The sequence below is a fragment of the Pedobacter steynii genome, from assembly GCF_900103665.1.
Classification (GTDB): Bacteria; Bacteroidota; Bacteroidia; order Sphingobacteriales; family Sphingobacteriaceae; genus Pedobacter; species Pedobacter steynii.
The window spans coordinates 94,148-109,234 of sequence record NZ_FNGY01000012.1 but is presented as its reverse complement, the minus strand read 5'-3'; the positions used below and the strand labels follow the sequence as shown (position 1 = coordinate 109,234).

At 42.4% G+C, this 15,087-nt stretch carries 12 protein-coding genes; 6 read left to right on the top strand and 6 right to left on the bottom strand.

Annotated elements, in window-relative coordinates; translation table 11 throughout:
- Positions 1–477: 477 nt before the first annotated feature.
- Entirely contained in the window at positions 478–1,557 is a 1,080-nt protein-coding gene (locus BLQ87_RS27295) for an acyloxyacyl hydrolase (protein WP_074612101.1), read from the bottom strand.
- Between the two features lie 91 nt (positions 1,558–1,648).
- Positions 1,649–1,870 (bottom strand): VF530 family protein, encoded by a 222-nt coding sequence (locus BLQ87_RS27290; protein ID WP_074612100.1) that lies wholly within the window; start codon positions 1,868–1,870, stop codon positions 1,649–1,651.
- Positions 1,871–1,944: 74 nt separating this feature from the next.
- Between BLQ87_RS27290 and BLQ87_RS27285 the strand changes: the two genes are divergently transcribed.
- The 3 genes from BLQ87_RS27285 to BLQ87_RS27275 all read left to right on the top strand — a co-directional run bounded on the left by BLQ87_RS27285 (position 1,945) and on the right by BLQ87_RS27275 (position 5,075).
- On the top strand, positions 1,945–2,586 hold the full coding sequence (locus tag BLQ87_RS27285; protein WP_074612099.1) for a hypothetical protein: 642 nt from the start codon (positions 1,945–1,947) through the stop codon (positions 2,584–2,586).
- Positions 2,587–2,603: 17 nt separating this feature from the next.
- Positions 2,604–3,734 carry a PQQ-dependent sugar dehydrogenase gene (locus BLQ87_RS27280; protein ID WP_074612098.1) on the top strand — a complete coding sequence of 377 codons (1,131 nt, stop codon included), beginning with the start codon at positions 2,604–2,606 and terminating at the stop codon, positions 3,732–3,734.
- 72 nt (positions 3,735–3,806) lie between these two features.
- Complete coding sequence (locus BLQ87_RS27275) at positions 3,807–5,075, top strand: mechanosensitive ion channel family protein (protein ID WP_074612097.1); 1,269 nt, start codon at positions 3,807–3,809, stop codon at positions 5,073–5,075.
- Positions 5,076–5,128: 53 nt separating this feature from the next.
- Here the strand turns inward: BLQ87_RS27275 and BLQ87_RS27270 are convergent, their stop codons facing one another.
- The 3 genes from BLQ87_RS27270 to BLQ87_RS27260 all read right to left on the bottom strand — a co-directional run bounded on the left by BLQ87_RS27270 (position 5,129) and on the right by BLQ87_RS27260 (position 8,336).
- Positions 5,129–7,081, bottom strand: coding sequence for a M1 family metallopeptidase (locus BLQ87_RS27270; RefSeq protein WP_074612096.1), 1,953 nt, complete (start codon positions 7,079–7,081; stop codon positions 5,129–5,131).
- Positions 7,082–7,158: 77 nt separating this feature from the next.
- Positions 7,159–7,896 carry a hypothetical protein gene (locus BLQ87_RS27265; protein ID WP_074612095.1) on the bottom strand — a complete coding sequence of 246 codons (738 nt, stop codon included), beginning with the start codon at positions 7,894–7,896 and terminating at the stop codon, positions 7,159–7,161.
- 65 nt (positions 7,897–7,961) lie between these two features.
- Positions 7,962–8,336 (bottom strand): arsenate reductase, encoded by a 375-nt coding sequence (locus BLQ87_RS27260; RefSeq protein ID WP_074612094.1) that lies wholly within the window; start codon positions 8,334–8,336, stop codon positions 7,962–7,964.
- A 180-nt stretch (positions 8,337–8,516) separates the two neighbouring features.
- Here BLQ87_RS27260 and BLQ87_RS27255 point away from each other — a divergent pair, with 180 nt between their 5' ends.
- Genes BLQ87_RS27255 through BLQ87_RS27245 form a run of 3 tightly spaced genes read left to right on the top strand, consistent with a single transcriptional unit; the run spans position 8,517 to position 14,473 of the window.
- Positions 8,517–11,999 (top strand): hybrid sensor histidine kinase/response regulator, encoded by a 3,483-nt coding sequence (locus BLQ87_RS27255; protein ID WP_074612093.1) that lies wholly within the window; start codon positions 8,517–8,519, stop codon positions 11,997–11,999.
- A 1-nt stretch (position 12,000) separates the two neighbouring features.
- Entirely contained in the window at positions 12,001–12,825 is an 825-nt protein-coding gene (locus tag BLQ87_RS27250; protein ID WP_074612092.1) for a CheR family methyltransferase, read from the top strand.
- 46 nt (positions 12,826–12,871) lie between these two features.
- Positions 12,872–14,473 (top strand): response regulator, encoded by a 1,602-nt coding sequence (locus BLQ87_RS27245; RefSeq protein WP_074612091.1) that lies wholly within the window; start codon positions 12,872–12,874, stop codon positions 14,471–14,473.
- On the opposite strand, the gene pth is transcribed toward BLQ87_RS27245, so the two are convergent.
- Positions 14,463–15,023 (bottom strand): aminoacyl-tRNA hydrolase, encoded by a 561-nt coding sequence (gene pth / locus BLQ87_RS27240; protein WP_074612090.1) that lies wholly within the window; start codon positions 15,021–15,023, stop codon positions 14,463–14,465. The genes BLQ87_RS27245 and pth overlap by 11 nt on opposite strands.
- Positions 15,024–15,087: the final 64 nt, after the last annotated feature.

Below are 15,087 nucleotides of genomic sequence, written 5' to 3'. Positions count from 1 at the left end.
CTTTTTTTGTTTTCTATTAATATTTAAAAACTTTACCCCTATAATAAGGGACTGCAAAGGTAAGACAATACATTTTATAAATCAAGGGGTTAACATAAAAATAATTCAATAGAAACGCAACATCGGACAAACGGTCTTGCCCGCCTATAGCTTTACAGTTGTAATTGAAACCCGTATTAGACCTTGTGTAAAGTCCTGTCCGGAATAAGCACGCAAAAACCAGATAAAATTCAGCTTCGGAACAGCAAAATACCTGCTTTTACCTATACGCGCTCTGACCACGCTCTATACTCGGTCTATACTCGGTGGAGACACGCTTGAAAGCGCATTAAAGGCGGGTAAGCATCGACTATAAATCGAGTCATTTTCGGGCGTTTCCCAAAGCTGTTCTCTACCTGCCTCTTTCTATCTCCGGCAAAGCAGGCAACCACAAAAAATTAGCCCCGCCAAACCAGCAGCAGATTTACATTGAGCTTGCTATGGAGTTAACAATACACCCAGTCCTAAATAATCTGCTTCTGCTTTATGGAGGTAAATTTTTGTCTGAACTGCAGCCCAGTTCATCACATAATACTTTAAACCCGCAGTCCAGTAAGTTTTAACCGTTTCGGATGATTTAGAAAAATTATTATAATGCAGATAGTAACCATACTTAGCCATGACTGCCAGCCGGTCCATCCAAAAATCCGGGCCAATAGCCAGCCCTACCCTCCAGCGGTCTAATGAAGTCGCCAATGACTGGGAAGTCTGAAGATTGTTTTGATAAACGGTATGGTAATAAACAGCATCTATTCCCGAACTACAGCCGAGAAGCTCATTTAACCGATAATTATACCCCGCATAAAGCCCCGTTTTATACAAACCTTCCCGACTTCTAACCACGCCCCTGCAACCAATGTTTACCCCAAAGTCAAACTGATGACGGGTCCGCTCCAAACTTTCCTTTCTCCCGGTTGTATCCCGTTTCGGTTGCCCTGAAGAACGCAGAACTCTAAGAACCCCAAAGCTTAAACTGCTGATATTTAACCCATAGTTAGGTGTCCTTATCCCTCCGTTAGAAAAATGAAGCACATCCAGTCCCGCAGACAACCGTGTATAAGGCGCAACTTTAGCCGCTACTTTTACTGCCATTCTGGAAGCAAAATTAAGGTGGCTACCAATCAATATATTCTGGTTTGTGAAATAAGTCTGCCCAAGGTATCCTATCCCCAACCCCGGTGCAGCCCACAATTCGGCATACTTAGATTTTAGCAGTGTGAAATTCAATGCAGCCACCATAGCATAAGCATCTCCAAACAAATTAGATCTGGGATCCGAAGCCAGCATCACCTTCTTCATGTTCTTATAATTAAACACAAGGTCAATGCCGTTTAGATTTAGCATACACATCCAGGGGCTTGGATGATCGTTCTTCTGAATATGGTAAGTAAATTCGCCGCCAAGAGCGGAGCCACTCAGTTTATTTCCAGCAGTAAAAAGTGCTAAAGAAACCTGGGGAGAAAACTCAAGGCTATTCCAGTGGTCCGACTTTTGTCGTCCATAACCATGGTTCGTCAATATTAAAAAGCTAAAAATTAATATGACGTAACAACAACGAGCCCCCCCTATGTAGTTCATTACATAGCATATATATATAAAATCTCCCTAATTAATGGAATGTATTCAGATAAAGTTTTTCAACTTTTTTTCTTGCCCAATCTGTTTTACGCAAAAACTTCAAACTGGACTTCAGGCTGGGGTTATTCTGAAAGCAGTCAATGCGAATCAACACACCCAATTCAGGCCAGCCATAATGCCATACCAGTTGTTTAACAATAAACTCCAGGGTTTTACCATGCAATGGGTTATTTGGCTGTTCTGCTTCCGTCATGCGACAAAATTAAAAAGAATTTCCGGCTCTAATGACTAAATTTGTTGTAATCAGTTTTATTTAATCCATAACAGATGCAATTTAAATTAGGAGATTTTGTTCGTTTTGTAGACGAAAACATAGAAGGATACATTACCAGAATCATAGATAAAGACACCATAGGCGTAACCGATTCCAATGATTTTGAAATTCCTGTCCAAGCCACAAAAGTAACCCTGGTACATGGAGAGATTCCGGACAATGACGTTGTTTCTAACCGCCCTGCCGTAGTCGTACCTGAAGCACAATTTATTAAGGAAGGAATTTATCTTTGCCTGATCACAGATCAGCACAGCAGTTCAGTCGCACATTTCCATCTGGTTAATGAAAGCTCATTCCAGCTGCTGGCCAGTCTCACCACAGAAAAAGGAGATCATTACAAAGGCGAGTTTGCTGCCATAGTCCCGGCACATTCCACAAAGAAAATCTATTCTGCTCAACTTGGAGACATTCAGATCTGGCCGAAATTTAAACTCGAAATCCTATTCCATACGCCCGCAAATGTGGAGCCTAAAGATGCCATCATTTATCATGAACGGATCAAAGGAAAAGATCTTTCTGTGGCTAAAGAAGAAATCGCCCTGCTCAAACAAAAAGGCTGGCTGATTCGTCTTGATGCTGCCGAAGCCTTAATCGACGCAGACAAACTTAAAGAAAGCTTTTTTAAAGCACGTTAACACTAAAACCCAACGTAATGAAAAATCTATCCCCCCTTTTCGCGATTCTTTTTTGCATTCCATTAATGGCAGTCACCTGTAACCGCCCAATGGAAAAAGCCGATGAGCCCCGGCTTAAGGACATCAAACTACCTGATGGTTTCAAAATAGCCGTTTATGCTAAGGTTGACAATGCCCGTTCTATGGCACTTGGCAGCAATGGAACGGTATTCGTAGGCAATCGCGATGGCGATAAAGTCTATGCCCTGGTAGATGCAGATAAAGATGGGGTGGCAGAAAAAACATACGTTATTGCTCAGGGATTGAAAGACATGCCAAATGGAATTGCCTTTAAAGATGGCAGTTTATACGTGGCTGAAGTGAGCAAAATCTGGCGCTTTGATCAGATAGAGGAACACCTCGCCAATCCACCAAAACCTGTATTGCTGTACGATAAGCTTCCTAAGGATACACACCATGGCTGGAAATATCTGGGATTTGGTCCGGATGGGAAGCTTTACTTTCCAATTGGTGCACCATGCAATATCTGTGACAACACGGATAAAGACAAGAGATATGCCTCCATCCTCCGGATGAACCCCGATGGAACAGGCCTGGAGGTTTTTGCCAATGGAGTGAGAAACTCTGTTGGTTTCGACTGGAATCCGCTGACCAAAGATTTATGGTTTACCGACAATGGAAGGGACATGCTTGGCGAGGACATCCCTGGAGATGAGCTGAACCGCGCTGATAAATCGGGCATGCATTTCGGCTATCCTTTTGTCCATGCCGGAGATAGCTTAGATCCGGAATTCGGGAAAGGAAAAGATCCTAAAAATTTCACGGCTCCCCAGAGAAAACTCGATGCGCATGTGGCTGCATTAGGAATGAAATTCTATACCGGAGACATGTTTCCAAAAAGCTATAAAAATCAGATCTTAATCCCGGAACACGGCTCGTGGAACCGTAAGGTTCCATCTGGTTATCGCCTGATGCTGGTAAAATTGGATGGCAATAAGGTCCTGAGTTACGAACCATTTGCCACCGGTTGGCTAAAAGGAGGAAAAGCATGGGGAAGGCCGGTAGACATCCTCCAGTTGGCTGATGGATCCATCCTGGTATCCGACGACTTCGCCAATCTGGTTTATAGAATCTCCTATAAAGACTAATATTTTAGATCAGAATATTGTCTTTCCAATTATTTTTTTGTAATCTGTTGCAATAGCTTAAAATAACGATACATGAGCGCAACAGATTACAATTTTGACTTCCATAATATCGGCAAAAAAACGCATGACCTCCTGATCAAATGGGGAGTTTCCGATAGCATTGCCGATTACATTAACCTGCTTGGACTATCACTGGTCCTTGCCATTGCAGTTTACCTCCTCCATTATGTCCTCAGACGGCTGTTAAGGATTACCTTAATCCGCATTACCAAACGCACCAAGATCGATTTCTTTCATCATTTACTGGAAAACAGATTTTCTCATTTTGTAGCGCTGACTACTGCCGTTACGCTGGTAAAAAGTTCTATCCCAGTGGTGTTTTATTCTTTCCCAAGTCTAATCGCCCCTTTGAATAAACTGACAGAAGTATACCTGGTCATCATTATCATCTGGCTCATCATCTCTCTGATCCGCTCCGGTGCAGACTCCCTGAGAAAAAAGTCTGCGTTCAAATCGAAACCTATAGAAAGTTATATGCAGGTGATCAGAATCATCCTGTTTTTTATAGGAGCGGTGGTCATCTTCTCCAACCTTACCGGAAAATCTCCGCTTACTTTCTTTACGGCCATGGGTGCGATCTCGGCAGTATTGTTGTTAATGTTCAAAGATACCATCATGGGATTTGTGGCCAGCATTCAGGTAAGCACGAATGACACCGTCCGTATCGGCGACTGGATTACAATGGCAAAATATGGTGCCGATGGCGATGTCGTAGAAATCAACCTGACCACAGTTAAAGTGCAGAACTTTGATAAAACCATTACCACCATTCCAACCTATTCCCTGATTTCGGACTCCTTCCAAAACTGGCGCGGCATGACGCAATCCGGAGGAAGAAGGATAAAGAGGGCTATCTTCATCAGACAATCTACCATTCGTTTCCTTACCTACGAAGAGATCGAGCAATTCAGAAGAATTCAATCCCTGACCTCTTATATTGACCACCGCCAAAAAGACATTGATAAACATAACGAACGCATTGGGGCAGACAAAAGTCTGTTGATTAACGGCAGAAACTTAACCAATGCAGGCTTATACAGAAAGTACATCGACAACTACATTTCAAACCATACCGGCTTACATAAAAAGATGACGATGATGGTCAGACAACTTGCACCTACCGCTAACGGATTACCCCTGGAGATCTATGCGTTTACCGGCACCACCAAATGGGTAGATTACGAATACATCATGGCAGATATATTTGATCACCTGCTCGCTTCTGCCAGTTATTTCGATCTGAAGGTCCAGGAGATGGACATCCTATCTCCGGATAAATAAAAAATCCCCCTGCGAAAAATATTCACAAAGGGATTTTTTATGCAATTTGAAACTTACTTAGTCCAGCTGTTATTTGCAGCATTGCTGTCGGGAAGAACCTGCTCCGGATCCAGGGTAACCGAAATGACTTCCTCTGTAGTCGGATAATTAACCGTCCATTTCGTATTACGCATCCAGATGTCTACCGGAAGCTTAATGATGTCCGTCTTCCCGCTTTTTGTTTTCACCTCGATGATCACTGGCATCGGCATTTTCTCCAGGTTCGCAACCACGATATTATAACCTGTTCTTGCGCCATCTTTTGTCAGCTCTTTGACCTCTGTGATGGCCTGATCTGTTTTCCAGTTTTCCATAAACCAGCCTCTCCAGAACCAGGAAAGATCTTCTCCTGCCCCATTTTCCATGGCACGGAAAAAGTCGAAAGCACTTGGGTGTTTATAGGCCCAGTTTTCAATATATTTTTTAAAGGCATAATCAAAACGATCCGCCCCTAAAACATGATTTCTTAATACGTTTAGTCCCCAGGAAGGTTTATAGTAAAGATTTACACCAATATTCGCTTCCTTCATCGCGTCAGGACTTAACATCACATATTCTAAAGCATCATTACTTAGATATTTAGCAACACCCTGCATATTTTCAGGTTTGTTCTTATATTCTCCATTGTTAAATGCAGCTTTAGACAAGCCATTAATAAAGGTGTTAAAGCCCTCATCCATCCATCCAAATTTACGCTCATTGCTTCCTACAATCATTGGAAACCAGGTATGGCCAAATTCATGATCAATTACTCCCCAGGCACTTCCATTCTTCGCTTTCCAACCGCAAAAAACGATTCCCGGATATTCCATCCCCCCAACATTGCTGGCTACATTTACCGCCATTGGATAAGGATATTCAAACCATTTATTGGAATAATATTCTATAGAAGATTTCACATACTCTACTCCTCTGCCATAACCATCTTTACCATTGCTCTCTACCGGATGTGCAGAAACCGCCAATGATTTCTTTCCACTTGGCAGGTTAATCCTGGCAGCATCCAAAACAAATGCTTTTGAAGAAGCCCAGGCTACGTCCCTTGTGTTTTTAATTTTAAATTTCCAGGTTAACGTTCCTTTTGCAGGACGAGATTTAGGATCTGTTACTTCCGACTCAGACCGGATGGCAATCGTTTTATCACTCAGCTTTGCGGCATTCCAGCGTGCCAGTTGTTCGGCCGTAAATACCTCCTGAGGGTTTAACAATTCACCAGAGCCCATCACAATGTGACTGGCAGGCGCAGTAACCGAGAAATCTACATCTCCATATTCACAATAAAACTCACCTGCTCCCCAATACGGTAAAGTATTCCAGCCCAGAATGTCATCATAAACACTCATCCTTGGAAACCATTGTGCAATGGCAAATATTTCGCCGTTTTTGGTCACCAGGTGCCCCATGCGGTCCGAACCATTGATCGGGATCACAAATGAAAAATTCATTTTAATCGTGATGCTTTCTCCATTCGCCGCCAAAGGCGCATCCAGACGGATTTGCATCCTTGTATCTTCTGTCAGCGAGGTGAATTTTACAGGCTTCGCTTTCTGGGAAACACTCAGGCCTTCTATTTTATAACCGCCTTCTACTTTCTCACCCCTTGCTCCATATCTGCTGCCTGCGGCAATCAGAGAATTCCCTCTTGAACTTTCTGCAAACAGATTCTGGTCGAGCTGTAACCACAGAAATGGCAGTTTATCAGGACTATTATTCTTATAGGTAATGGTCACAGACCCTGTAACCGTGTTTTTTGCTTCATCCAGGTTTGCAGTAATGTGATAATCTGCACGGTTCTGCCAGTATTTAGCTCCGGGATATCCATTTGCGGAGCGGTATTCATTGCCATTTTGCGTGTAAAAAAGGGGATTGAATGCAACATGGGGGTCATAGTTCCCTGTGGCTTGTTGCCCCATGGAACTGAAACCGAATGCGCATAACAAGGCCAATAATAAGGTAGGCTTATTCATGATGTTTAGTTGTTGGTTTTAGATTCGAACTAAAGGTATAAAATGAAATGCTATACCTGACCATTGTAACGGTTTTATTAGTTCCCCTTCAATTTAGGCATCGGATAGACCTTTCGTTGTCCGGCAGGAAGTTTAAGCCAGCTATGATAAGCTTTAACAATATAATAGGTATAGTTAAAAGGTCGTTCGTCTTTAATCAGGGCTTCCGTTGGCCGGTATATGGCCATAAAGTCTTTGAGGTCTTCCCCCTGGAGCTTCACGAGTTTAGTGATGGTTTCTTCATTAAAATTCTCCCTGATCTCCGTTTCATACACATCCCGCTCTTCCAGCCTTCTTTCCTTCTCCCGTTCCCGTTTCATTTTGCCATAGCCCAGGTTAAACATCATCCCTCCGGCTCTGTCGTTATTTCCTTTGCCCCTTAGTCCATCCGCTCCAAATCGCTTTGATTCTTTTGCATTCGGGTCCCGGTATAATACAGAAGGATTTACTTTTGCACTCAAAATCTCCACCTCTTTTAAGGTTTTTGAATTTCCTGGCAGAAAAATGGTCTTGGGCTTCAGATCAATCAGAAAAAGCGTATCTGTATGGTAACCGACAAAAGAAAACTCCAGGAGATCCCCGATTTTAGCGGGAAGGGTAAACTGGCCGGCAGCCTTCGTTCTGGTAAGCTCTTTACTGTTCAGGTTCCGTACAATCACATCCTGAATAGGAAAAGTTTTATTATCGTAATCATACACCGTACCGGACACAGAAGTTTGTGCCCAGACTCCGAAAGGGGCAATGCAGATGAACAACAATAATAAATGCTTAGACATATTCAAATGTAACGCTGTTTTTACGCCTTGATTATATTTTAACAAAATTTAACAACAGCGTGTCATTACTTCAAAAGACTTTGATAACTGTCTTCGTCAAACCCGATAAGGACTGCTTTCTGATCAATCTCAACAACAGGTCTTTTGATCGCACTGGTATGTTGCAATAAGATCTTAACTGCTGACTCCTGATCAACAACTCCATCCTGTTCTTCCTTACTCAGCTTTTTCCAGGTTGTTCCTTTTTTATTCAACACCTTTTCCCAGCCAAAAGCTGTGGACCATTCATTCAGCTTTTCAGCGGTAATGCCGCTCTTTTTGAAATCGTGGAACTCGGGATTAAATCCATTCTCTGCCAACCAGGTCCTGGCTTTCTTTACTGTATTGCAATTTGGTATTCCGTATATGATCATATCGGCAAAAATAAAATTTATTATCATTAATATTGTTGTTGATTTTATCTCTCTCTGTGGGGGGCGACTTGAAATTGCAAAAGATATGGCCAAAAAACTAAGTTTAGTACAGGATAGTACTGAATTTCGAGCGCTTTTGTGCAGCACTTTAATTTCAATCCTAATTCACAATTTCAGATAAGTTCTTAACATCTAATTGTTCAGTCTATGTTTAAGCTAACTTTTAAACAACAAGTATTAACAGGTTTTACTGTTTCCTTATTGTTTGTCCTGGTATCCGCCATCACTTCGTACTTCGGTGTGGAGAAACTGAATGAAGATACAAAATGGCAAAGCCATACTTACGAGGTCATAGACCTGATCAAAAATGTAGAAACTCAGGTCCTGAACTCAGAAAGTGCATTGCGTGGCTTTATTTTGTCGCAGAAAAGTTTGTACCTGAGACCTTACAATAAAAATGCACCGTTGATACTCGAGACAGTCCAGAACCTAAAAAAATTGATCACCGATAATCCTGAACAAGAAACAAGGGTCGATTCTTTAGATGCTTATGCGCATAAAAAGGTAACAGAAATGCAGGAAGTGGTCCGGATTTATGACAGTAAGGGACCGGCAGCAGCAACCGACCGGGTATTAACCGGAGGCGGACAATATTATAAGGATCAGATGCTGTTCATCAGCAAAAAAATGATTGAGACAGAATTCCGCCTGTTGGCGGAACGGAAAGCCAATACCGTTCGCAGTAGCCAGAGAAGTACCTGGATCATTTTATTAAGCGCTTTAGTCATATTCTGCCTGATTCTTTTTCTCTTTACTTATATCCGAAGGACATTCGATCAGCAAAAATTAAAAGAAGCCCAGATTAGAAAGTCCAATCTCCAGCTGGAACGCTTGTCTGTTGAAAATGAACAGAAAAACTGGCTTTTATCCGGTGTTACCACCGTAAATGATGCCATGCGTGGAGAACAGGAGATCGAGGAATTATCCGTCAATATCATTACACGGATCAGCAATTATATCAATGCTCCTATCGGTGCCTTCTTTCTGATCAATCGTGCTAAAAAGACTTTCAAATTTACCGGAGGATATGCGTATCAACCTAAAAAAGGAGAAACAAGTCAATACCATATCGGAGAAGGCCTGGTTGGCCAGGTTGCGGCAGAAAAAAAGGTAAAACTACTCAACAACATCCCTTTGGATTATCTGAAAATCAGTTCAGGTCTGGGAAATACCCTGCCAAAATGCATTTACCTCATCCCCATCGTATTTGAAGACGAAACACTGGCAGTGATTGAGCTCGGGCTTCAGGAGAACCCCGATGAAAAAATGACATTATTCCTGAACAGCATCAGCGAAAGTGTTGGCGTTGCGGTAAACAGTGCAGTTGCAAGAGTGAAACTCAGAGCACTGTTTGAACAAACCCAGCAACAGGCAGAAGAGCTGGAGAGCCAGCAGGAAGAGCTACGGACAACCAATGAGGAGCTGATGTACAAAACAGACCAGCTTCAGTCGTCTGAAGAAGAACTGAGGGTACAACAGGAAGAATTACGTCAGACCAATGCGGAGCTGGAGGAAAAAGCCCAGCAACTGGAAGAGCGCAACATTTCTATCAACCAGGCAAGAGAGGCGATTAGCTTAAAGGCAGAAGAACTGGAAATTTCCAGTAAATATAAATCAGAGTTTCTGGCCAATATGAGTCATGAGCTCAGAACACCATTGAACAGCATTCTGATCCTGGCGAGGATCTTAAAAGAAAACAGGCCTGAAAACCTGAATGAAGATCAGATCAAGTATGCCGGCGTTATTCACAATGCAGGGAACGACCTGCTCAGCCTGATCAACGACATTCTGGACTTATCGAAAATAGAATCCGGAAAGGTAGACCTGAGTATTGAAACCGTAAAACCGGATGCCATTAAGCATGGGATGGAATCCCTGTTTACGGAGCTTGCCCGAAGTAAAAAGATCCAGTTCAGTACTATTATTGACGATGACCTGCCGGAAAATATCCTTACAGATCAGGCCAGACTGGAACAGATTGTCAAAAATTTACTGTCTAATGCCTTCAAATTCACACCGGAATATGGCCAGATCACTCTTAGCATCAGCAGGCCATCCAGAGGTGTTCGCTTTTTCTCTGACCGCTTAAAAAATACGTCGGAAGAAATCATCGGCATTACGGTTAAAGATTCGGGCATTGGCATTCCGGAAGACAAGCAAAAACTGATCTTCGAGGCCTTCCAGCAGGCCGACGGATCTACGAGCAGGAAATTTGGTGGAACAGGGCTTGGCCTCTCCATCAGCAAAGAACTGGCTTACATTCTTGGCGGAGAGATCCAGGTGAGCAGTAAACCTAATGAAGGAAGTACCTTTACCCTATTTGTTCCCAGAAACAATTCCTTCCAGTTACCGGAGCAACTGAATACTTATCATGCAGAAGAAGCAGTTGTCATTCCTTTTATTCCGGAAATAGCGACCAGCCCGGTAAAACAACCTGATGAGCCGCAAACTTTACTGATTATAGAAGACGATGTCGTTTTCGCAGATGTATTAAATGACTATGCACTGGAAAAAGGATTCCAGCCAATTCTGGCACACAGTGGTGATACCGGACTGGAAATGGCCTTTTCTCAGCTACCTGATGCCATTGTCCTGGACATTATGTTACCGGTAATGGACGGCTGGACCATCCTGAAAAAGTTAAAGGCTGATCCAAGAACCAAACACATCCCGGTGCATATGATGTCGGCAGGAAATGAAAAAGCCAGCAAAGCTAAAAAAGAAGGCGCCATAGGCTTCCTGAAAAAACCGGTTGAAAAAGAACAACTGGATGAAGCTTTTAACCTCCTCAGTGCCGCTTACCTGAAATACAATTTCAAAAGCGTTTTAGTGATCGAAGATCAGGAATTGCAAAGCAGGGAACTGACACAACAGCTGACTGAAAAAGGGGTGGATGTGAAACAGGCATTCACAGGAAAAGAAGCATTGGACCTTCTGGACGATCAGGTTTTTGATTGTATCATCCTGGACCTGAAGCTTCCTGACATTTCCGGATTTGATTTGCTCGACCAGATCAAGTCGCAGGCCCTGCACGCACATATTCCGGTAATCATTAACACGGCTATGGAGCTGGATCAGGAAAAAATGGCTCATATCATGAAGTATACCGATGCCATGGTCCTGAAATCAAACAAATCCAACGACCGCTTGATCGATGAGGTCAGCTTGTTTATCAATAAACTTAAACAGGATGGCCCTTCTGCACCTGCAAAACCTGGAGCGGTGAAAGGCAAAAGCGTTTCCACGATGGAGAAAGTTCTGAAAGATAAAACCATTTTAATTACCGATGATGACATGCGAAACATCTTCGCCCTTTCCAGTGCACTACAGCTTTACGACCTCAGGATCGTGATTGCCAACAATGGTAGAGAAGCCCTGGAAAAACTGGAAGAATCAGAGCAGATTGATCTGGTACTGATGGACATCATGATGCCGGAAATGGATGGCTATGAAGCGATGAAAGCCATCAGAATGGAAAAACGTTTCGCCAAACTACCGATCATTGCATTAACCGCAAAAGCGATGAAAAATGATCGTGAAAAATGTATCGAAGCGGGAGCAAATGATTATATTTCTAAGCCGGTTGATATGGATAAACTATTGTCAATGTTAAGGGTATGGTTAAGTTAGTATGCATAAGGAGGAGGATTACATCAGCTATGATCAATTAGCAGAGTTAGTTGATTTCATAAAAAACATTCATGGTTTTGATTTTAGCGATTACTCTGCGGCCTCTCTGAAAAGAAGGGTGACCAGGATTATGCAATTGCAAAAACTAAGTTTATTTGACTTACGTACCTTATTGACAAATGACCATGACTATTTCGAATCCTTTTTAATAGAGATCACCGTTAACGTGACAGAAATGTTCCGGGACCCTGCATTTTACAGGTCTGTGAAGGAAAATATCATTCCCTATCTTCGTTCCTATCAAAGGATTAAAGTTTGGAATGCAGGTTGCTCTACGGGGGAAGAATTATATTCTTACGCCATCATGTTTGCCGAAGAAGAGTTGTATGACCGGAGTTTTTTCTACGGTACAGATATCAATAATGATGTTCTGGATTTCGCTAAAGACGGGATCTATGATTTACAAAAGATGAAGCAGTACTCTGAAAATTATCAAAAGACAGGAACCATGCATACGCTTTCTGATTTTTATACCGCCCGCTATGAAGCAGCTTCCATCAACCGTTCCCTCAAAAAAAACCTGTTGTTCTCGGCACATAACCTGGCTTCAGATGGCGTATTTAACGAATTTCAGGTCATCTCCTGCCGCAATGTATTGATCTATTTTAATACAGATCTGCAAAAGAGAGTAATTGAGTTATTCTATAATAGTTTAGCTAATTTTGGATTCCTGTGTTTAGGTGCCAAAGAAACTTTAAGAAGTACAGAAACCGGTCGTTTTAAAATTATTGACAAGAGAAATAACATTTACCAAAAAATAGCATAGGGGACATTCAAACCATCCCCGAAACACTACCTCATACCTGAGACCTATGGAAAAGATTAATATCTTAATTGTTGATGACAGACCTGAAAACATCATTGCCCTCGAGGCATTGCTTCAGCGTGATGACATCAATATTATTACCACCACCAATCCCAATGAAGCCTTGAGAATATCCTGGGAAATGGATATTGCCATTGCCCTGGTGGATGTTCAAATGCCGGAGATGGATGGGTTTGAGCTGGTAGAAATTTTAAAAAGCAACCCCAGAACAAAAGGAATCCTCATCATATTTGTGACTGCAATTTCCAAAGAAACGAAATATGCCGTAAAGGGCCTGAATACCGGAGCAGTGGATTACCTCTACAAACCGCTTGATCCCTATGTGACTTCCGCTAAGGTAGACTCCTTTATACAGCTGGTAAGAAATGAAAGAGAGATCAAAAAGAAAAACCATGAACTGGAGGCTTATCAGAAAGAACTGATCAAGGCAAAGGAACAGGCAGAACAGGGGAAAAGGATTAAGGAGAATTTCCTGGCCAATATGAGCCATGAAATCCGCACACCTATCAATGGGATTATCGGCCTGGCCAACCTGTTGGGAAGAACAAATTTAACAGCGGAACAGAAAGAGATGATCAACCTTTTGGAGATCTCCTCAGACTCCTTACTGGGGGTGATCAACGACATTCTGGACCTTTCAAAGATTGAATCCGGAAAGTTCAAAATTAACAGGTCCGAAACAGATATTGTAAAAATTTGCAATTCGGTAGTGAACCTGCTGCGCATCCGTGCCATTGAGAAGGAGCTTGACCTGATCACTGAGTTTGATGCAGAATTGCCAAAACTGGTCCTGGCGGATTCGCTTCGCCTGAACCAAATCCTGATGAACCTGATTGGAAATGCGATTAAGTTTACCATTCAGGGAAGTGTCACTTTGAAAACGGAAATTCTCGATAGAAAAGGGAATAACCTGCAGATCAAATTTTCAGTCATCGATACCGGCATCGGCATTGCCAAAAACAATATTGATAAAATCTTTGAAACCTTTGAACAGGCGGACGAACAAACAACCGTAAAGTTTGGAGGCACAGGACTAGGCCTGTCTATTGTTAAAAACCTGGCAAAGTTAAAAGGAGGTGTCCTGGAAGTCATCAGTGAAGAAGGCGTAGGCAGCACCTTCTGTTTCACCAATTGGTATGAAGTGTTAAAAGATACAGTAGTTGTTAAAAAAATGAACAAACCTCATTTAGGTCCCTTTAAAGGATTAAGGGTTCTTGTCGCAGAAGACAATCCCATCAACAAATTTCTGATTGTAAAAATATTAAAGGACTGGGAAGTTAATCCCGATGTGGTAGAGAACGGTAAGGATGCATTAGATAAGCTCAGAGAGTCGGACTACGACCTGATTCTGATGGATACCTTTATGCCGGTCATGAACGGACTGGATGCCATTAAACTCATCCGTGAAGGATTTATTAAAGGCAAGGAAAACACCCCTATCATCACCTTCTCCGCTGCGGTATTAGAAACGGATAAACAGACGGCTATCGACGCCGGTGCAAATGATGTGGTCAGTAAACCTTTCGAGTTAGAGGTCCTGCATGAAAAAATAACCAGGTATTCCGGGATAGCCGATACTACTTATTAAAAGCAGTCATGGTAAGCGCAGGGCCTACGGTCACAAAACTTTTGATCAGGTCCACGCTTTTATCAATCAATGCCGGAAGTTCCGGGAGCTCGTCTTTATCAAAAGAACTGAGCACATAATCCGCTTGCCTGCCTTTGGCAAAGTTATCGCTGATGCCGAAACGTAAGCGGGGATAGCCTTGTCCGCCACAAAGGCCTTCAATACTTTTCAATCCGTTATGTCCGGCACTGCTGCCCTGCATTTTCAGCCTCAGTTTACCCAATGGCAATGCCAGGTCATCTACAATAACCAATACGTTTTCCAATGGGATTCTCAGTTCCTGCATATAATAGTTGACCGATTTACCGCTCAGGTTCATATAGGTGGTTGGCTTGATCACATGCAGTTTTTTTCCTTTAAAAGAAACCTCCGCATAATAGGCCAGGCGGACATTTGAAAATGATCCCCCCAGGTCTCTCACCAGCTCATCAGCGATATTAAAACCAATATTGTGTCGCGTATCCATATATTCAGGACCGATATTCCCTAAACCAACGATTAAGTATTTCATGTGCTGCAAATATAATAGTTTAGATGAGAACAAACATTTACCATAAATCTATTCCACAAAAAAA